Raw genomic sequence first — 20,428 nt, 5'->3', positions numbered from 1 at the left:
TTCATTATCTTGCGTTCAAACCGAAAAGGTAATTCGGACTGTCGTTCCTTCCCCATATACCGATTCAAGCTCAATCTGATGATTCATACGTGTCAGCACTTCTTTTGCGATGTACAGCCCCATACCAGTAGATTCCTTAAAATGCCTTCCGTTCTCCCCAGTGAAAAAGGGTCTAAACACCCGGTTTAGGTCTGATTTGGGTATGCCAATCCCATGATCCTGAACTTCCAGTATGACGTTCTGCTCCGCTTCGTAGGCGCGAAGATGCACTTTCTGTCCACTGCCTGCAGCATACTTGATGGCATTGGATAACAGCTGTACTAGCACAAATCGAACCCACTTTGCATCAGATTGCACCACCAGCGAAGCATCAATCTGCATCTCGGGATACACATGGTTACGAATGAAAAATCGTTTCAACTCATGAATCGCTTCTTCACCTACCACTCGCAGTTCAACCGGTTCCACGCTGAAGTCCTGCTCGAAGGTATCCAGCCTTGCGACATATAGGACCGTTTCCAATCCACGTCGCATCTGATCTGCTTCCTCACGAATACTGCGAAAACGAGCATCATCGTCCTCTTCTTCTTCCACGGTCAGCTCAATGACCGATAACGGTGTTTTCATCTGATGTACCCATTGGTTCATAAACGTAAGATATTCCTGTTGCTTTTGTTCGAGCCGGCTCAGATGTGCGTGATATTGGCCGTACTGGGAATCCAGCAGTTTTTCCAAAGAGGCTGATAACGGCGCCGTTTCATGTAATGCTACCAATTCATTCAGCGAATTCACGGGCTGTGTCATACGGGTGTAAAAGGCTCGATGTGACATGTAACGATACACCAGATAACCGACATACAAAAACAAGCCCAGCCCTACGGCATATAGCGCCGTCTTCCAATGATCGTATCCATCGTACCAAAATACAGCAACCACGGTGAACATCATCGCAAACACCCAGCACGTCAGAGCGATATGTTCTCGAATAAACAACTTCATAACGATGATGTCGCTTTCCAGTTATTAATCAGCCTGTATCCGGAGCCTCTCACCGTTTCCAGCGCATCGGTAATGCCTAGTTCGGCAAGACGTTTCCGTACCCGGGTAATATTAACGCTAAGGGTATTATCATCCACAAACGAGTCATCCCATAACTTCTCCAAAATGGTTTCCCGACTGACCAGCTTTGGACTGCGACGCATCAGCGTTTCCAGTAGAATCGTTTCCTTTTTGGTGAGTTGCACTTTCTGATCGCCGAGTTCAATCTCAAGCCTTTCCAAGTACACCACGAGTCCGTTCAGTTCGACCTTACGTTCTTCATCTCGGGCAGCATAATCTCCATACACCCGGCGCAACTGACTACGTATTTTAGCCATAACAATCTCATGTTCAAACGGCTTGGTAATATAATCATCAGCCCCGTTCTCCAGCGCCATAACCTGATCCATCTTGCCACTTCTCGCGGAAATAAACAGGATCGGACATGTCGATATCGTTCGGATCTGCCTGCACCAGTAAAACCCGTCATAGCTCGGCAAGTTGATATCCAGTAATACAACATGAGGCTGAAGCTGTTTGAATTGTTCCGTCACATTCTCAAAATCCTCAACGGATACAGCTCGGTCCCCATAACGCTCGATATGTGATTTCAGCAGTCCCGCAATCTTGGGATCATCTTCAATAATCATAATGGTATACATGAAAAGCTCTCTCCTCTAACCTGTTATGATGGCAAATGTCTCTCTATTTATAGCCAAATCATAACACAGGATAGATCAGCGGGCATCGACTTGCTTGCGCCAGCTTCGAATATCTGCGTTTAACTGCTTCACATCTCCAGTAGCCTTTTGGTCGTCAGACAACTTGAAATGCTGTTTCAATGCCAGAATACGATACACACTCTCGTCAATACGAGACTCCTTGATTTTGCCTGACTTCACTGCGCTAATTAAAGTATCAAAAATCGTTTTGGCACTTTCATAACTATGAGCCACCAGCAAAATATCACTTCCGGCCTGAACCGTTGCGATTGCAGCCTTGTTCAATGGGTAGTTTTTCGAGATCGCCCCCATGCTCAGATCATCAGTGATCACTACACCGTCATACTTGAACTTTCCGCGCAGATGATCCCCTATGATCACTTTTGATAGGGATGCCGGGTAATTCGGGTCAAGCTTGGGAAACAAAATATGGGCAACCATTACCGCCTCGGCCTGTTGTTTCACCGCCGCCTGAAACGGAATCCACTCCAGCTCTGCAAGCTGTTTCTCCGATTTGTTCACCACAGGCAAGTCCAGATGAGAATCGACGGAAGTATCACCGTGGCCTGGAAAATGTTTCACCACCGGGATGACCCCTTCACTACGAAGTCCTTTCATCTCGGCGATCCCCATACGTGTAACCAGGTCAGCAGTAGTGCCGAAGGAACGATCTCCAATGACTGGATTTTTGGGATTACTGTTAATATCCAGCACGGGTGCAAAATCAACATTAAAACCGGCAAGCTTGATCTGTCTCGCCAGCAATGCGCCCATCTTCTCAGCAAGCTTAGTATCATTGGTTTCGCCTACTTTTCGATTGGAAGGAATGGACTCAACCGTATCTGGCATGCGGCTTACCTTACCGCCCTCTTGATCCACACTCATTAGAATGGGAACCGGGTTTTGCTGATTCGCCTCTTTAATCGATTGCACAAATGCGGCCGTTCCCTGAAGCGTTGTTACGTTGTTGGCATAAAAAATAATGCCGCCGATCTTCTGGTCAGCAATCATTCGTTTCGCCTGTTCATCCAACGCTGTTCCTTGCACACCAGCAAGAATCATCTGGCCTACTTTTTCCTCCAGCGTTAGTTGCTGAAGCTGTTCCTTTACCGGATCAATCTCTTCCTGTGTTTCATCCTGAGGTTCTTCATGTACTTCATCTTGAGGTGCAGCGGCGTTATTCCCAGAAGGTAATTGATTTTGGCCCGATGCTGTTCCATTATTGTTACCTGTTGCAGTTGAAGGCTTTGGAGCTTGTCCGCATGCGGCCAGTACAAGGCTCAGAGTTGCAATCACAGACAGCACCAGCACAAATCTGAAATTCCGCTTCAAACGCAGGTTTCTATTCACGTTCAAGGATGTTCTTCCTCCTTATGTCTTATCGGTTCTGAAAATTTTGGAATTCGTTCAGGCTAACCTTACCATAAGGTAAATGATTTTCAAAATAGGTCTTAGATGTGAAAAGTATTCTTGCTTCTTGTACCTGGATATGGCATGAATAGCTGTTTTAACAGTGGGCGGGAGTATACGTTGTGGATGTGTTCTGGGTATATGCGGATTTCCGCTTTCTATTGTGAATTTTTCATATGATGAAATATTTATTTTTTTGAGAATGGTGGGTATTAAGTTCTTTGTTTAAGAGGATGGTTATTGGAAAAATAAAATCGGGAATAAAAAAACCGCCTTGCGGCGGCTCTGCTGTTGATTTTAAACACCTTTTTATCCCGTTGTTATGGATGTAATCACATGTTAAGTATTGCTATTTCGAATTTTTCATATAATGAAATTCTCAGTGCAATTTGGATAATACTTCACTTGTAAAAGGAATGATATCAGCATTATGTCCCTCTTGCACTTTAAGCGGCCATTCGGGGTCACTTAGTAGCACACGTCCAAGTGCAATTAGATCAAATTCCCCATTCTTCATCTTATCATCCAGCAAGTCAAGATGAGCATCTCCCGTTTCTTGCTTTTCACTGCCACGTTCAACAAACTCTGCCTCTAGACCTACTGAACCAACCGAAATCGCGGGTTTACCCGTTATTTTCTGGGTCCAGCCGGCAAGATTGAGATCAGAACCTTCAAACTCCGGAAGCCAGAAACGACGTGTGGAACAATGGAAAATATCTACCCCCGCTGCACTGAGCGGTTCCAAAAACTGTTTCAGCTCCTCTGGCGATTCGACCAGTTTTGCCTCGTAACTGCCCATTTTCCATTGCGAGAAGCGAAGAACAATTGGAAAATCAGGTCCTACTGCAGCACGGCAAGCCTCGATCACTTCGACTGCAAACTGTGTCCGGCGTACTAAATCTCCGCCATACTTGTCAGATCTGCGATTCGTCTGCGCCCAGAAAAATTGATCAATTAAATATCCATGCGCACCATGTAACTCAATTCCATCAAAACCGATACGCTTCGCATCAGCCGCTGCTTCTGCATAGGCTTGTATAAGCTCTTGGATCTCCTCTTCCGTTAATGGTTCGTAAGCCGCTTCACCAGCCATGCTTATTCCGGACGGACTAACCGGGTGAGCCTCTGCATTAGGTAAATCTCCAGAGCGCCGTGCAGTGCCAACATGCCAGAGCTGAGGCATTATTTTCCCGCCGGCATCGTGAACAGCCTTGACCACATTCGCCCATCCTTGCAGCGCTTCTTCTCCATAAAAAAGTGGGATGTTCTCACCACTTACTGAGGATGGATGGTTGATCCCTGTGCCTTCTGTAATAATAAGTCCCACGCCGCCAGCCGCTCTAAGGCGGTAATAGTCAGCCACATCGGGCCCTGGTACACCGCTCGGTGAAAATCCCCGCGTCATCGGTGCCATAACAATTCGATTGGGCAAGGTAAGTTTGTCAGATGTGAACGGTTTAAACAATGATGAAGGTACGCTCATGATTTAGTCTCCTTTGCAATGGGAAGTTTACATTTCGCACTTACCTTGAGATGTGACATGCTTTGGATACATCAAGCAGCGGTCATACGCCTGTGGACTGTCATGAATATTTCTCTTTATCCATTTTATAGATTCTTATTTTTATTTTCAAACAAATTTCTCACACGAAACTGAACCACAAAAAAAAGAACAGCTTCGGAAGAGCCGCTGTCCGTTGACTCGGGTGCTGCAGTTTGTTCTGCACGATGAATATCATCAGCACATCGCCGGGTCACCAACAATGTGGATGCAGCATAGTATATAATCCATAATCTTCCTTATATTTTAATTTGAATTCACAGGAATATCCACTCGATTCACTCGTAATATTTTTCCAGATGAGGGCGATAGGACGTCCGGGTCTGTACCCAATCCAAAATAAAAATCACCATCAAGCTCCTCAAATGACTTGGCATAAGTGTCCTGTGTAAAGCGCAAAATTTCATTCCATGTTGTCAGATCATTGGTTTGATAGACCCTGCTCACGTAGACATTGGCCTGCTTGCGCGTATACGTTAACACATAAACTTTATCATCACGCACAAGCAGGTCTGTTGGTAACGCATTCGCATCTGCCAGACTGACACGTCTCGCCTGATTGATATCCGTCATCACATTCAATGACTTAGGCAACAGTTGACTATCATTGAAGACACCACCAGCAATATACACCAGCTTATTGTTAAAATTAATATTTTTACCAATTTTATTGTACGGAACTGTACCTTGTTGATAGGTCAACCCGGGTAACATTTTGTTACCGTAGATAGCTACATCTCTCTTTTCCAAACGTTCATTAATCTCCAGTATATTCGTTTTGTCATTCCATATTTTATTGGCGGGGTACATCATTCCGGAGGCATACAATTTCCCCTGGATTTCGAATAGCGTATATGCTCTAAAGCCAAATGTGTTGATTGTTGCAAACTGCTGCCAACTTTGCCCATCATTATGTGAGATTAAGATGGTTGGTTTGGTTTCTGTGCCAAGTGCAGCAAACAGCTTGCCTTGATAATATGCGAGATCATAGACATGAACGCCCTTGGGCAGATTGCGATATTTGGTCCACGTCCCTTCGTCCAAGCGGTAAAAGTTTCCAAAGTCCCAGCTTTCACCATCGGAATCATGACCAGGGATATACAGTTTTCCATTTAACACCTTATAGAGATCAATCTGCTCTTCATCCACGTACATTTTTGTTGAGGGTATAATGCTCGGATTACTGTTTGTCACCGCCTGTGTCTGAAACTCGGCATTCGTTGCATCATAGTACACGACAGGGATCGGCCCCGCATTTTGTGCAGGCCCCGTATTGCTGCTATTTCCATGACCCAGATAGATTTTACCGTTGTATTGTTGCATGTCCCATACGTTGTTGGCATAAGGCGATTTGTTAAAAGCCCTCCCTAACAATTCCAGTTTGCTTGTCACATCAACGGATTGAATCGGGGCATTTGACACTTGCACACCCCCACGCTCTGTAGCCACAGGTCTTATGGCCGGAGTGTTCGTCTTGGGTTTGGCGTTTCCCATCAGCATCCAGCCTGCTCCGGCGACAAGAGCCAGCCCAATTGCTGCCCAGGTTACTTTCCTTTGCATATCCGCATCCTCCTTCAACATAATCACTTTTCATACGTTCAAAAAAGATACAAATTGTATCTTTTTATAGTATGTAAAAGGTGCGTACACTGCAACAAATTTCGCCCTTTTCAGCAAAAAAAGTAGACGCTCGTATCCGTGGATAAGAGGTCTACTATAAGGTTTCAAGAACTATTCTGCTTTAACCAAAATTTTCACCTGATTTTTTTCTTTAAGCAACGCTTCAAAACCGTGTTCTACAACCTCATCCAGCACAATTCGTTTGGTCACCAGCTTGTCGGCCGGGAAAAATCCTTTCTCCATCAAACGGATGACCGCCGGGAACACATCGCGATAACCGATGATTCCGTTTACTGTGCGCTCTTTCATCACAATGGAGTTCGGTTGCATTGGCGCTTCTTGTTCAAAAATGCTTACAATCATCAGTTCGCCACCAATACGCGTTGAGTCAATCGCTTGTTGCAGCACACGAGGTACACCTGTTACTTCGTAGGCTACATCGACTCCCCCTTGTGTACGCTGGTGAATCTCTTCAACCACTTGAACCTCGGTCGGATCAATCACAATTGCACCCAGTTCTTTCGCTTTTGCTTTACGCTCCGGCGACAGTTCCACAACATAAATATCCGATGCTCCGGATGCCTTGAGCGCTTCAATCACCAGCAGTCCAATCGGCCCTGCACCAAATACCGCTGCCGTATCCCCGACGTTCAGTTTACTCTGGCGTACAGCGTGCAGAGCTACTGCAGAAGGTTCAACCAGAGCACCTTGCTCATAGGAGATGGAATCAGGAATGGCATGAACCATCTTCTCATCTGCTGTTACATACTCGGAGAATCCCCCTCCTCCCCCGGCCAGACCTAGAAATCCCATCTTGTCACATAAATTGTATCTGCCCTGTTTACAAGCTTCGCAATGACCGCACGCATAAATGGGCTCTACAACCACACGATCACCTGCCTGAAAACGAGTCACCCCTTCGCCCACTTCAACCACTTGTCCAGAAAACTCATGTCCCATAACAACAGGTGCTTTTTCCCCTGTTAGCGGATGCGGAGCCTGAGCTGGTATAAAAATCGGTCCAGCTGTGTATTCATGTAGATCGCTACCACAGATCCCGCACCATTCCACTTTTATTTTCACTTTACCCTGTTCAATCTGAGGTTCAGAAATATGTTCCAGACGAAGATCTTTGACACCATGCCAACGCAATGCTTTCATTTCATTCATCTCCCAAATGATTAATTCATATAATATCGGAAACGTTTCCGTAAATTAAATATGTCACATTAGAGATAACCTGTCAAACCTCTTTCTCCATAAATATGTCGATCTCGTGAGTAAATTCGTCGATTAATCTGTAATTTTATGCTCCTAAAGAAAAAAAACGCGATGATCATTCTAAGATTTCGTTTGTTTTTAATCATAAATTAGAAAATTAAACATAAAGATGCATAAATTTACATCCATTTCTGTTTGTTTACGGGATACTATAATGTTGCAATGGTATAATCAAGTTATATGCATACTTTGCAATACATACATAAGCCTAAAATACGGAATCGTTTCCGATGAAGTGAGGTCAATGATAAAGTGAGTAAAGAGCAGAAAATCACGATTAAAGATGTCGCTGAACGCGCTGGTGTAGGGATTGCTACCGTATCGCGGGCTATTAACAATTCGGATGGAATCAGCAGTGCAACACGAGAAAAGGTTATGCGTGCCATAGAAGATTTAGGATTTGTGCCCAACACTTCTGCACAGAGTCTCAAAATCAGGCAAACGCATCAGATTGCACTTGTTGTTCCGGATATCCGCAACGCCATCATTCCCGAAATCTCCTGGTCCGTTGAGCAGACCGCGAAGCAGCACGGGTACCATGTTGTGCAGATTAACACAGCTGGCAATGCCAGAACAGAACTTGAAACGATACGTAATGTGAAGAAATTACACGTTGATGGTCTTATTTTCATGCCACTTGCCTATCCAAAAACACTGCCCGGACTCATTGACAAAGCGCCTCTTCCCATCTCGATTATTAACTACGGAAAAAAATTGGAACCTGGCATTCAAGCAGACATCGTCTCCTTATCGCAACCTGAGGGAAAACTGGTTATGGAGCATCTGTTTAAGATCGGAAGAACCCGGATTGCTTATGCCGGAGCCCCCAAAGATATTATCGAGGAGCGTTATCGTGCTTACGAGCAGGCTGTCGGACATGTGGATATTTCCCTCGTTTACTTCGGTGAGGACTTCTCACTTGCTACGGGAGCAAGTGCAGCGGATTACTTCTATGGTTTGACCCATATGCCGGATGCAGTCTATGCAATCAATGATATGGTTGCCATCGGACTTGTGAACCGCTTTAAAGAGCTCGGCGTACGGGTACCCGAGGATGTTGCTGTGGTGGGCGTGGATAATAATCAATGGACAACGGTGTCGTCGCCCCAGATCAGTTCCGTCTCCATCATGGGTGAGGAGGTCGCTCGGCTCGCAACGGAGTTGTTGCTTAAACGGATTCGTGAGATGAGTACTTCAGATTACGAACATATCCAGTTCGAACCGCGGTTGATTGTCCGCGAGTCCAGTGTAGCTATGATTCGCTCGTCAAACCCGATAAACAATGCCCATTCCTAAAAATGAGGATAAACGGATTTGTACACAATTATCGCCGTATCCATTCAAAAAACGAGCTTCTTATTTTAAAATAAGAGGCTCGTTTCTATGATCGCTGTTATTCAATACAGATAGCGTTGCCTCAATGCTTTGTTCGATGAACGAACGATCCGGTGCCGCCTTCATTAGCACAGTTAACCCAATCATCGAAACAACTAAACTTTGTGCCACAAGTCCGGCGTTTAACTCCTCTGGTAACTCTCCATTCTGTTGACCTTTTTCGAGTGTTTCTCTGAAAATAACCGCCAGATACATCTGATGCTCGCGTGTTAACACAGCAAATTTGGGATCATGGGGAGCCAGTTCAACCATGGTGTTGATACAAAAACAACCGTGACTGGCATTAACTTTCTTCTTCCCAGATGTAATCCAGTCAAAAACTGCGCGAAAAGCTTCTCTGACGGACTCCCCATGCCCTAGCATAGCTCTGATCTGCGCGGCATGTGAATTGGTGTATCTACGAAGCACATGTTCAAACAGCTCCATTTTATCTCCAAAGGCTGCATACAAACTGGGACGCTGAATCCCCATTGCCGTTGTTAAATCCGTTAGTGAGGTTGCCTCGAACCCTTTAAGCCAAAATACATGCATAGCAGCATCCAGTGCTTCTTCTGTGTTAAACTCTCTTTTTCTAACCACAATACCCCTCCATTATTTATCGAACAGTATAGTTATATACTAACGCATTGATTCGAAATGTCAAAATGTATTTAAATCATCAATCCTCCCTCCCCCACAATAAACATAGCATCTCAATCAATTAATAACCATTTCCTCTTTTTCTAATCAGGAGCCCTATTGACATTCAGAAAGATAAAATATATGGTTAATCCCATCAATAATATACCAACCAGTACAAAATAGAAAACAAGAAAGGAATGCGTCATAAATGCAACATTCTATTCAAAAAGTAAACAAGGAATCTTCTACAAAACAGAGCATGACAGGAGCATTAGCATGGGTATTTGCTGTGTGTAGCGGTCTATCCGTAGCGAATATTTACTATGCGCAACCCTTATTGGATTCCATCGCACTCGAATTTCATCTATCCACTGCAACCATTGGTCTCGTGATTACCATTACTCAGATTTGTTACGCGCTTGGCCTCTTACTGCTTGTTCCACTGGGAGACCTCGTCAACCGCCGAAAACTGATCCTGATCCAGATGATTTTATCCGCATCCGCTCTAATCGTTGTAGGAACTTCTGCTTCATCATCCATTTTATTCTCAGCTATTGCAATGGTTGGGTTATTAGCCGTTATCACACAAACCTTTGTCGCTTATGCGGCTCATTTGTCAGCCGACTCCCAGCGAGGGAGCATCGTAGGCCGGGTAACCAGCGGAATTGTCATCGGCATCTTGCTTGCGCGATCTGTGGCCGGTTTGATGAACGACTGGTTGGGCTGGAGATCTGTATATTTATTTTCAGCCAGTCTCACTCTGATTAGTGTATTTGTGCTGGGGCGTATGCTCCCTCAAGGATCGTTCAAACAATCCAAGCTTGGCTACTTGCAACTGCTTGCTTCCACCCTGCGACTATATAAAGAGTTACATGTACTTCGTATCCGAGGGTTACTAGCCATGTTGATTTTTATGGCCTTCAGCATATTGTGGACTGCCATTGTGTTACCACTCAGCGCACCCCCAATATCGTTATCCCACGCTGCTATAGGCGCTTTTGGCTTTGCAGGCCTTGCTGGAGCACTTGCTGCCGCCAAAGCAGGCAAACTGGCCGATCATGGTTCTGGACAGACAACAACCGGCATTTCTCTCATCATTTTAGTGTTGTCCTGGATTCCTACCAGCCTGTTACATACTTCATTATGGTTTCTGGTTGTGGGTGTGATCCTGCTTGATCTTGCTGTACAAGCTGTGCATGTGACCAATCAAAGTCTGATTTATCAAGTCCGTCCGGAAGCTCAGAGCCGATTAACTGCATCGTATATGATCTTCTATTCCATCGGCAGCGCAGTTGGTTCCATTATTTCTACACAAGTGTACGCCTGGTCAGGCTGGAGGGGAGTATGTTTATTAGGTACAGGTGTCAGTATCACGGCTTTGCTGGTATGGATCGTGGATCTTCTGTCGGAGCGGTTTGTTTTAGCGAGGCGTGATCGCTAGCAATGGTTGAGATTGTTTCATTAATAAAACGAGCTTCTCATCCAATGATAAGAAGCTCGTTTTGCCTGTTTTCTTTTTTACCGCTTAAATCAGCAATTCGTTAATGGAAAGAGTGCGCTCTTTGGACAGATCACGATACTGTTCGGATTCCACTTTAATCAGCGGTTTGAAAATATCGGACGCATTGTTCATAACAATAACACCTTTCTCACCATTGCTGAGAAGTACTTGTTTACCGATAAAGTTAGGCAGCAAATGCTGCATTAACGCTTGAACCGCCTTTTCATTCAATTTACCAAATCCCATGCCATAGATATCTCTGAGATTGTTAATCAGGTTCGGATTGCTCGCTCCATGTTTACCGGTCCGCATACCAATGTAGATATCAGCTACAGACACAATCTGAGTATACGGATGAATCTCACCTTTTCCAAGTTGCATTGGATACCCTGATCCATCTTCACGCTCATGATGCTGTAAAGCGACCAGAGCCGTAGCTTCATCTGTCATAGAGTTCTTAATGATTTCATGTCCATAGATCGTATGACGCTGCAATTCGAGTTGCTCTTCTGCCGTCAACGGTTCTGTTTTGTTTCGAATTCGAAGTGAAACCTTACACTTGCCGATATCGTGCAAGTACCCGCCCCGGCTGATTTTGTAACTTTCTTCCTGAGAATATCCTAGCCAGCTCGCAATATAGAAGGATAATAGACCTACCTGTATGGAATGGGTGTAGTTGTTAACGTCATCGCGTTCCAGCATCATCAGGAGATGTACAACGTCCTTTTGCTCATCAAGTCCATCCACCATAGGTTGCAGGGCATCATCTACCATCGTCGCATTAAACTTGCCTACCGTCAGCGCTTCCAGAAATGCATTCTGATAATTATGTACAGTCTGAAGGAATTGAGACTTCATCTCTTCTTCAGGAGGTTGTTCACCAGTGCTCGTCCCGCTAGAACTGCTGTTACTTCTGGATTCTGATGCGTGTTTCATCGAAGCTGCGAAAAACTCTGCTTCGGTAATTCCTTCTTCACGCAATTCAATGTCTACGTAATCTACCCGATGCTGCATAAGCAAGGTAATATCCTCGCTTCGAATGACAGTCCCCTTTCCGAGAATGTGCAGTCCTGCATCACTAAACGTATCCGCTGTCAGACGGTCCCCGTCTTGCAGGTTCATAATATGGATTCTCAATCGGAACTCCCCCTGAACAAATGATTATAGTTAACAACCCCGAATGATCGGGGCCGAGACATACTTATACATCTTATATCGTTTGAATCCAACATTTTCAACATAGTCCAAACGACCTTAATCATATGGACAAAAATGAACGTCTAAGACTTTATCCTCATAGGCAATAAGGTATTATCCCGGTTTTTAATTTCGTGTATGCGAGATTTAATAACTTTTTCAAGTGTTTCCAAGCGAATGAAACGAAACTAACGTAATGAAAAAGAGCCCTAACACATGGTTTGGACTCCTGATTCATGAGCAATTCATTACAATGCGACTTAAAGTTTAATGGATTCCAGACTTGCACCTTTTACGAAAAAACGTTCAATGCTCTTCTCCACCGATGCATCAGGAATAAGCGGCGGCGCCTGATGTGGTTTCACCCGCGCATCAATAATCAGCTGGTCACAGCCCCAGTGCTTGTGATTATAACTACTGTTCACTCCGTACATGTCATGTGAAGGGTTGCTGCGCGTAAACGTAGCCCATAAGAAGTTACTGAGGTTTGCACTCAGGAACGAGCTGTCATCACACACGATAATCAACGGGCATGATTCCAGTCCCCCACGCTCTTGCAGCAGATCCGTAAACTCTCTCATCTCCCGCGCAGTATCTTCATACGTAGTGAAGGCAGATGTCTGAATGGAAACCATGCCCGGCATGATCAGTTGCGGATTGTCGTAACCGCGAATATTCTTCAGCGATTCCGGCACTTCTTTGCACAATTCACGAATCTTGTCGCCGTATGCCGCCATAACCACCTTGCTACCACTGTTGAGCCCCGTACCTGAGTAGTCGAGTGTATCAATCGTAGTATGCGTATGAAAATGAATATCCCTTTGCAGATCCATCCGTTCCAGAATATAGCTGAGGAACTCAACTTCTTGATGCGTATCCAGCGGTTGCTGATCCTCCGCCGTAATAAACAGATACTTCGCCAAGCTGAGTTGGCCTGTTCCTAAAATTCGATTGGCAATCGTCAACAATTCGGTTGGTTGCTTCACATCGGTATAAGGCGTATAACGCTCACTGCCGATGGCGAATAACAAAGGATGGACTCCAGCAGCATCCACAGCATGCACTTCTTTCACACCCGGAATTTCCTGTTTGATGGCATCTCCCGTAATTTCATGAATAAGATCGCCAAATGCCGTATCTTCTTGCGGCGGACGCCCTACAACCGTAAATGGCCAGATCGCGTTTGGTTTAGCATATACTTTATGAACACGCATAAGCGGGAATTCGTGAGTCAGGCTATAGTAACCCAAATGGTCCCCAAAAGGACCTTCCGGCTTGGTCTCGCCAGGATAAATCTCCCCCGTAATGACAAAATCTGCGTCATTGCTAATGCAGTACCCATCCTTGTAGCTATATCTGAAGCGACGTCCGGCAAGCAGGCCCGCAAAGGTCATCTCACTTAATCCTTCTGGCAGCGGCATGACTGCTGATAACGTATGTGCTGGCGGGCCGCCGATGAAAATGCTAACTTTCAGCGGTTCGCCTTTTTTCACCGCTTTGGATTGATGGATTCCGATTCCACGGTGAATTTGATAATGTAATCCAATCTCTTTATTCATCTCATAGTCGTTGCCACTCAGCTGCACACGATACATGCCCAGATTGGAATTCATAATGCCCGGTTTGTCCGGGTCTTCCGAATACACTTGAGGCAATGTGACAAACGCGCCTCCATCCATCGGCCAGTGTTTGATGAGCGGCAGATCGGAAATCTGAATCTCCTGCGCCGATACCGGAAGGCTGATGGATTTTTGCTTCGGCAATGCCTGCCAGGCAGCAAGTCCTGTGCGAACATGTTTGAGTGGTGTCTTGAGTGCCTTCATAGGGTCGTCCCGCACATCCATAACGCGCTGTACACCTTCCAGTGTCTCGCGGAACATGAACTTACTGCGTTCAACGGTGCCGAACAGATTCGACACGGCTTTGAACTTGGAGCCTTTTACATTTTCAAATAACAGCGCCGGGCCCTTAGCCTCATGCACCTTCATGTGAATCGCAGCCATCTCCAGATTCGGATCAACCTCTTCCTTAACCCTGATCAGATGACCATGCTGCTCCAGGTCGTTTATACAATCTTCCATATTGCGATATTTCATCGGATGGCTCCATTCTGTGTATAATAAAATCGCTAGATTATGTTCATATATTCACATAGACGCACGACAAGGCTCACAGTAAAGGATCTAAAAATGTGCCAATATACTTTTTCTATTAAAAGTGTGCTGAGGCGTCCCTTCTATTTTATCAAATGATCCGCCTCTAAACAAAACTTTCGTTTGAAATAAAGAACACCTGTCTTTCATTCAACGATAACGTTAAACGAGAGGCAGGTGTTCTATTGTTGTTAGGATTACATTTTAATGAACAATCATTTGAAAATAAATTAGATCAATCCGGCTTTTGCCAGCAAACGTTTCACAATAGCTGCTGTCTGAGCACGGCTAATGTCTGCGTCTGCCATCAATTTCCCGTCAGCCCCTTGGACCAGACCTTGCTTAATTGCTGAAGCTACAGGCTCTGCGGCCCATGCTTGGACTTGGCTACCGTCACTATATCCACCAAGTAGATTCGCCGTCTCGGAAGCATCCGCTTTAGCCAAGTCTACGAGTTTCATCGCACGTGCAACGATGGTCATCGCTTCGGCACGGGATATTTCGTCGTTCGGACGGAAGCTGTTATCCATGTAACCGGAGATCAATCCGTAGGAAATGGCGGTTTGCACTTCATTTTCATACCAGCTGTCTGACTTCACATCTGTAAATGTTGTCGTAACTGCACTTTCAGGAGTATGCAGACCAAGACCTCTGAGTAATACGGCTGTGAACTCTGCACGCGTAATGCTGCGATCCGGTGCAAATGTGTTATCTCCTGCACCTTCTACAACGAGACGAGAAGCCAAATCCTCAACATCCGTGCGACTCCAGTGATTGGAAATATCCGTGAATGTTGCCGGGTGGTAGATCAGCGCATACGTGCTGTTCGTCAAGCTGTTAATTACCGCGGAATCATTTGTTGTTCCTTTGATCACTTTCGTTGGCACATGCAACATCGTACCATCCGCTTGAAGCACAACACCTGTGGTGATTTTGGAGCCGTCGGTGTCTTTAGGCAAGGTGATCGTGCGCTCTACATAAGCATTGAAGCGATTCACATCCACCTGCTGACCTTTGTAAACAGCTTTCACTTCAAAATCAACCGGAGCCGCAATAACCGTTGTATTATTCATTTTGCTTGCTGCCGCTGCAATCGCTGCTTTCTTTGCATCATTACTTGGTGTAATCGCGATCTGGAACTTAACATCTTCCAAAGGTGCTGAGCCGCCAAGCTGTCTGACCACCTGATCTACTTTGATTTGACTGGCTGGAAGGGTATACGTTCCCGTATCCGTTTGAATTACAACTTGTGCATTGCTTCCTTCCATCGTCTTCACGAGTCTACCATTCAGTTCACCGACAACCGAATTAGTACCTGTGCCTGTAACCGGAAGTAACAGAGTACGAAGTCCGTTCCCCACTTGATTGATCACTTTGTTGTTATCCACTTGAATCGTTGTAGTCACTTTATTATCAATCGTGGAGGTTGATGCCGTTGCAGACTGCTCCTGCTTCTGTCCATTCACGTAAATGTCTACACCTTTAGTTGGCGCTGGAGTGGAAGATGTGGTTGGCACAGATGGTGCAGGAGATGGTGCCGCTCCCCCACCACCTGATGAACCCGTTGAAGGCGAACTGGAGTTACCGCCTGAACTAGCTGCTGTAATGGTAATGATTCCACCTGACAATTGGGCATTAGCACCATAGTCTACATTTTCGAAATGGAAGTGTTCTGAGTCATCCTGATTCACTTTGAGCTGTTTTTGTCCTGGAGTAGCAGTGGATTTAGCTTTAAATTCGATATCGAACATTTGGTCACCTGTATCGATCCAATGCTCAACTTCACTAAGATCCATCCAGATAATCCGCACCCATCCTTCCTCGTTATTAATAACGTACTGGAAATCGGATGGAGTATTTAATTCTGGGGATGAAGTGATTGTATTGATCGTTCTTGGAGTGATTCGTACAATCTCCAACGCTGTTGTATCATAATCAACTTGCATATTATAAGCTTTGATCGGAAGTTCCGTCGCTTTCATAACAACAGGCACATGAACGGTTTGACCTGCCTGTACACTGACATTCGCCAATTCCACTTGTGATGATTGAGAAGGTGTAGCTCCTGCGGAGCCCGGCAAAACAAGTGACGAAAATAATGTCAACATAATCAGACCTGACATTGTTTTTCTCATTTTAATACGTTTCTTTTTCAGTTGAAGCATGGTATAACCTCCATGTCTGAATCAATAATGGGTAGATATCATTTTTGAGCAAGCTAGAATTTTAAATTATTGTGGTATCCGTGTTGTAAATGTCCATGGAACACCATTTTGTTCTACGACGGTCCCTTGCATATAAGCATTATCATCCGGATCCGCAGCTATGAAGGCATCATTCGGGATTTCAATGGAATAATTAGCTCCATATCTCAAACCGTTGTTTCTGATATATACTTTATTGCCCATTATATAGAAATTACCTCCATCACTAATCATGTAGGAAGCCTCCACCTCGTCAGCTGTCAGATTCTTAATGACAATACTGGAATTGCTGTAATTATTTACTCTAACATTTTGACGATACGTAATGACTAAAGGTTCATCGATTCTAACTTCCGTAGAACCATTCGATGGCGAAAGACTTACGATATCCTCCTGTTTTACCGCAACAGTTGACTCACTACGAAGGACTACCGGTTTTCCTTGAGGACGATCAGATGAATAAGATTCAGGTGTAATCTGTAAAAAGAGATATTTCTCTTGCTCGGCATCAGTAATCTTATATACTGCATCAGTAGCTCCTATGATTTCTGTTTTACCTTCTCCACTTGCTTCGGAGCCCCGATACCATTGATAGTGCATCGTTCTAAGTGTATCGCCGTCAGGGTCAAAGAATTCGGTGTTACTTGTTAACGTAGCGCCCACTTTCAAATCCCCATTTAACTTGCCATTCAACACATATGGAGCGTCATCGACTTGCTTGAAAGTTAATACATAGCTATTATCTTTAGCCCCAAGAGATTGGTTAGCGTAACCACTTAGCAAAGCATTCATATCTGCCAATTCAGGTTCACCGTTTCGATCTACATCTGCTTGGTTCATCTCTACAAAAGAGAAGCCACGACGGGTTACCATGTTACGAAGGTAATTGTATAGCTGAACTGCATCCGCAGAATCAACTTTGTCGTCACCGTTTAGATCTCCTTTTTTGCTGATGTAGAGCTCTATATTGTCTCTAATCATTTCCCCTTCTGGGGATAGTGCATTTTTAGCCTGCAATTGAATGTTGATCTTGCCGCTACGATAAGGAACAACAATAAGTTTATTGTCGTTAGTTACATAAGTGCGAGCTACATTCGTATTCTCTGAAATCGCACCGAGTTGAATGAACTTCTCAGAAGGAAAATGAGTACTCAAATCAATAATGATCGTATTATTATCAACTCCGATTGGGGTAGAAGGCATAATAGGTAGTGCATCCACTTGCTCGGACGAATGGCTTAGCCAATAAATATCATCATTAAGTACTGGGCGTGAAATGTTAATGGTGGTCGGCTCAAGTGCTCCCGCCAGAGCGTGAGGAAGTGAACCGGCTACAGGCAAGGCAATACCAAGACTAAGTGCGGCCAACATGCTTTTTTTCATGATCGGCTTTAATTTATTGTGTTTATTTTTCCCCTTCAATTCATGTTCCTCCTCGTGTTTATCTGATTTTTAATATAGATACATAGCAAGTATAACGACCTTTTCTGAACGGATTCTGAACAGGTCAATAGAACTATTACCAGTTAATATTCGACAAAAAACGCCATAGGATAAGCTCCCATAGCGTTTTAATCATCAAAAAATTTCCATTTTCGATTGAATTTTCGAAAAAAATATTTTTAAATATCCGCAAGTTTCTATTTTGAGTTTATCATAAACGCGAATAACCCCACTTATATATACTGATAAATGATTTATTTTCCAGTATATTACATGTTATAATTTGTATCAGCATACCAAATTACAGTGCCCACAGTTATTTTTATTTTTGGATATTTCAATGACTATGAACATGTAAACAGAATTGTTCTTAGGATAGATCATTTACGTTACTCACTCATAGAAAGGCGGTCATATTATCAAGAAATTAATTGCCTTAATTGTTGGTGTTGTCAGTCTTTTTTTTATATTGCTATTAATCTATAAATTACCTTATGACATTGAGCAAAAATACACTGCTAGTACATTAGATGGAGAAAAAATCGAAATTCAAATGACGATGAAAGGTTATCGGGATTTTTTCAGACCTACTACCTTTAAAGGAAAAATGCTTATTGACGACAAAGTATATGATGTTTTTGAACCTGAAAGGTCAGATCGTTTCATAGCTAAAATGAAGAAAAAAATGAATGGTGATCGGTATTTCCCCATTATTGCAAATGAAAACCGAACTGATCTCGACGATTATTATACGATTCAGTGGGCTGACGATAAATTCAATACATTATATTTCATTCATGCAAAAAATAACTCCCGGTATGTCGCACCAGCACAAAACGCTGTGGAAGCCAATAAAATATGGGGAGAAATACAGCACTTTTTAAGATGAAATTAGAGATTGCCTTTTGAATTAATCGATTAAACGAAAACATGATATTTTTAAACGCCTTCCACAATTCGCTTCGCGCGAGTGTTTACTTCGCGATATAACTCATCCTCATCTATGGTAAGCAACTTTCTGTCCTGCATCAGGATCTGCCCATCTACAATGGTGGTGTGCACATCCGCCCCATTCACGCTGTAGGCCAACAGCGACTCTACATTATGAATGGGCTGCAGGTGAGGTTTGGCAAGGTCAATCAGAATGAGATCCGCTTTGTATCGAGGTGCAAGCATCCCCACTTCATTTTGCAATGATAACAATTTTGCACTCCCACGGATTGCCATATCAAGTACTTGACGTGCTGGAAGCCGGGTTGGATCACCGTAGTCCAGCTTTTGCAGCCAGCATGCAGCCTTGATTTCTTCGAACATATCCAGTGTTGTTGCGCTCCCTGCTCCATCTGTCCCGATTCCTACCGTGATCCCCTCGAATATCATCGCCTCTACTGGAGCAATGCCACAACCGAGCTTCAGGTTGCTCACCGGATTATGGGCGACACCGCCGCGCATGCCCTTCAGCCTGCTGATGTCTTGAGGGTTCAGATGTACTCCGTGAGCCAGTAGCACATGCGCCCGCTCGAACATACCTGATTCCTCCAAATATTCCGTAGGTGTCATATCATAGCGGCTACGAATCTTCTCTACTTCTTCCTTCGTTTCCGCCAGATGAATGTGCAGTGGAATCTCGTCCTGAACAGCCATTGCAACGACTTCACGTAACGGTTCCATCGGACAAGTATAAGGAGAATGCGGTCCATACATCGTTGTGATTCGACCATTTGCTTTCCCTGACCAGCGTTGCACCAGATCGATCGCTTCCTGCAGCCTGCGTCCTCCATCATCCTCCATAAAAACCATACCACGAGTCAGCGATGCACGTATGCCTGTTTCCGTGACTGCTTCAGCGATCTCATTCATATGAATGTACATATCGGCAAAAGCCGTTGTTCCTGAACGAATCATCTCTGCAATGCCCAATTTAGCTCCCCAATAAATATCTTCAGGTGTCATCCGTGCTTCGGCAGGCAACATCTTGCGCTCCAGCCAGTCCATCAGCTTCAGATCGTCGGAAAAACCTCGAAGGAGACTCATTGGCGAATGCTGGTGGGCATTCACAAGACCGGGCATCGCCAGTTTATTTCGACCATCAATCACCTCATCCTCAGGTTGAGGCATGATATGACTCGCGATCTGCACAATCTGATTTCCTTCAATCCGTATATCCCCCGTGAAAGGTGCTTCGGCTTCTTGCATCGTTAGAATAGTTACTTGTTGAATCAAAATACTCATGAGATACACTCCTCTGGATTGGATATAATTACTACCCATCCATCGTAAGG

The 20,428-nt window shown here is 44.4% G+C and carries 15 protein-coding genes; 3 read left to right on the top strand and 12 right to left on the bottom strand.

What is annotated here, in order from left to right; genetic code table 11:
• Positions 1-15: 15 nt before the first annotated feature.
• The 6 genes from ACT89M_RS13070 to ACT89M_RS13045 all read right to left on the bottom strand — a co-directional run bounded on the left by ACT89M_RS13070 (position 16) and on the right by ACT89M_RS13045 (position 7,512).
• The gene (locus tag ACT89M_RS13070) at positions 16-999 is read right to left on the bottom strand and encodes a sensor histidine kinase (RefSeq protein WP_253494906.1); all 984 of its coding nucleotides are present in this window, start codon (positions 997-999) and stop codon (positions 16-18) included.
• A complete protein-coding gene (locus tag ACT89M_RS13065; RefSeq protein WP_090923982.1) occupies positions 996-1,700 on the bottom strand; it encodes a response regulator transcription factor in 705 nt (234 codons plus the stop codon). The genes ACT89M_RS13070 and ACT89M_RS13065 overlap by 4 nt, the downstream gene beginning before the upstream one ends.
• 75 nt (positions 1,701-1,775) lie before the next feature.
• Positions 1,776-3,110 carry a beta-N-acetylhexosaminidase gene (gene nagZ / locus ACT89M_RS13060; RefSeq protein WP_308722022.1) on the bottom strand — a complete coding sequence of 445 codons (1,335 nt, stop codon included), beginning with the start codon at positions 3,108-3,110 and terminating at the stop codon, positions 1,776-1,778.
• 439 nt (positions 3,111-3,549) lie between these two features.
• A complete protein-coding gene (locus ACT89M_RS13055) occupies positions 3,550-4,653 on the bottom strand; it encodes an NADH:flavin oxidoreductase (RefSeq protein ID WP_154889478.1) in 1,104 nt (367 codons plus the stop codon).
• Positions 4,654-4,977: 324 nt separating this feature from the next.
• A complete protein-coding gene (locus ACT89M_RS13050; RefSeq protein ID WP_154889480.1) occupies positions 4,978-6,291 on the bottom strand; it encodes a Kelch repeat-containing protein in 1,314 nt (437 codons plus the stop codon).
• Between the two features lie 171 nt (positions 6,292-6,462).
• The gene (locus ACT89M_RS13045; RefSeq protein ID WP_154889481.1) at positions 6,463-7,512 is read right to left on the bottom strand and encodes a 2,3-butanediol dehydrogenase; all 1,050 of its coding nucleotides are present in this window, start codon (positions 7,510-7,512) and stop codon (positions 6,463-6,465) included.
• 372 nt (positions 7,513-7,884) lie between these two features.
• Between ACT89M_RS13045 and ACT89M_RS13040 the strand changes: the two genes are divergently transcribed.
• Positions 7,885-8,928 (top strand): LacI family DNA-binding transcriptional regulator, encoded by a 1,044-nt coding sequence (locus ACT89M_RS13040; protein ID WP_090923978.1) that lies wholly within the window; start codon positions 7,885-7,887, stop codon positions 8,926-8,928.
• A gap of 60 nt (positions 8,929-8,988) precedes the next feature.
• Here the strand turns inward: ACT89M_RS13040 and ACT89M_RS13035 are convergent, their stop codons facing one another.
• Positions 8,989-9,606, bottom strand: coding sequence for a TetR/AcrR family transcriptional regulator (locus tag ACT89M_RS13035; RefSeq protein ID WP_154889483.1), 618 nt, complete (start codon positions 9,604-9,606; stop codon positions 8,989-8,991).
• A gap of 250 nt (positions 9,607-9,856) precedes the next feature.
• Here ACT89M_RS13035 and ACT89M_RS13030 point away from each other — a divergent pair, with 250 nt between their 5' ends.
• Positions 9,857-11,089 carry an MFS transporter gene (locus tag ACT89M_RS13030; protein WP_154889485.1) on the top strand — a complete coding sequence of 411 codons (1,233 nt, stop codon included), beginning with the start codon at positions 9,857-9,859 and terminating at the stop codon, positions 11,087-11,089.
• An 84-nt stretch (positions 11,090-11,173) separates the two neighbouring features.
• Here ACT89M_RS13030 and ACT89M_RS13025 read toward each other — a convergent pair whose 3' ends face one another.
• The 4 genes from ACT89M_RS13025 to ACT89M_RS13010 all read right to left on the bottom strand — a co-directional run bounded on the left by ACT89M_RS13025 (position 11,174) and on the right by ACT89M_RS13010 (position 18,125).
• The gene (locus ACT89M_RS13025; protein ID WP_308721889.1) at positions 11,174-12,286 is read right to left on the bottom strand and encodes an HD-GYP domain-containing protein; all 1,113 of its coding nucleotides are present in this window, start codon (positions 12,284-12,286) and stop codon (positions 11,174-11,176) included.
• A gap of 320 nt (positions 12,287-12,606) precedes the next feature.
• The gene (locus tag ACT89M_RS13020) at positions 12,607-14,442 is read right to left on the bottom strand and encodes a UbiD family decarboxylase (protein ID WP_154889487.1); all 1,836 of its coding nucleotides are present in this window, start codon (positions 14,440-14,442) and stop codon (positions 12,607-12,609) included.
• Between the two features lie 287 nt (positions 14,443-14,729).
• The gene (locus tag ACT89M_RS13015; RefSeq protein WP_487345280.1) at positions 14,730-16,664 is read right to left on the bottom strand and encodes an S-layer homology domain-containing protein; all 1,935 of its coding nucleotides are present in this window, start codon (positions 16,662-16,664) and stop codon (positions 14,730-14,732) included.
• A 66-nt stretch (positions 16,665-16,730) separates the two neighbouring features.
• Positions 16,731-18,125, bottom strand: coding sequence for an Ig-like domain-containing protein (locus ACT89M_RS13010; protein WP_487345279.1), 1,395 nt, complete (start codon positions 18,123-18,125; stop codon positions 16,731-16,733).
• Positions 18,126-18,615: 490 nt separating this feature from the next.
• Here ACT89M_RS13010 and ACT89M_RS13005 point away from each other — a divergent pair, with 490 nt between their 5' ends.
• Positions 18,616-19,035: a hypothetical protein gene (locus ACT89M_RS13005; RefSeq protein WP_154889494.1), complete on the top strand. Its 420-nt coding sequence runs from the start codon at positions 18,616-18,618 to the stop codon at positions 19,033-19,035.
• A 50-nt stretch (positions 19,036-19,085) separates the two neighbouring features.
• Here ACT89M_RS13005 and ACT89M_RS13000 read toward each other — a convergent pair whose 3' ends face one another.
• Positions 19,086-20,378: an amidohydrolase gene (locus ACT89M_RS13000; RefSeq protein WP_154889496.1), complete on the bottom strand. Its 1,293-nt coding sequence runs from the start codon at positions 20,376-20,378 to the stop codon at positions 19,086-19,088.
• Positions 20,379-20,428: the final 50 nt, after the last annotated feature.

It is taken from the genome of Paenibacillus sp. NN59, from assembly GCF_057597225.1.
The sequence above is the reverse complement of the archived record's forward strand: the minus strand, read 5'-3'. Positions and strand labels throughout refer to the sequence as shown.

Coding starts and splice junctions, on each gene's coding strand:
- ACT89M_RS13065 (WP_090923982.1), bottom strand. CDS start 1,700: ATGTATACCATTATGATTATTGAAGATGATCCCAAGATTGCGGGACTG.
- ACT89M_RS13020 (WP_154889487.1), bottom strand. CDS start 14,442: ATGAAATATCGCAATATGGAAGATTGTATAAACGACCTGGAGCAGCAT.
- ACT89M_RS13050 (WP_154889480.1), bottom strand. CDS start 6,291: ATGCAAAGGAAAGTAACCTGGGCAGCAATTGGGCTGGCTCTTGTCGCC.
- ACT89M_RS13070 (WP_253494906.1), bottom strand. CDS start 999: ATGAAGTTGTTTATTCGAGAACATATCGCTCTGACGTGCTGGGTGTTT.
- ACT89M_RS13015 (WP_487345280.1), bottom strand. CDS start 16,664: ATGCTTCAACTGAAAAAGAAACGTATTAAAATGAGAAAAACAATGTCA.
- ACT89M_RS13055 (WP_154889478.1), bottom strand. CDS start 4,653: ATGAGCGTACCTTCATCATTGTTTAAACCGTTCACATCTGACAAACTT.
- ACT89M_RS13030 (WP_154889485.1), top strand. CDS start 9,857: ATGCAACATTCTATTCAAAAAGTAAACAAGGAATCTTCTACAAAACAG.
- ACT89M_RS13000 (WP_154889496.1), bottom strand. CDS start 20,378: ATGAGTATTTTGATTCAACAAGTAACTATTCTAACGATGCAAGAAGCC.
- ACT89M_RS13045 (WP_154889481.1), bottom strand. CDS start 7,512: ATGAAAGCATTGCGTTGGCATGGTGTCAAAGATCTTCGTCTGGAACAT.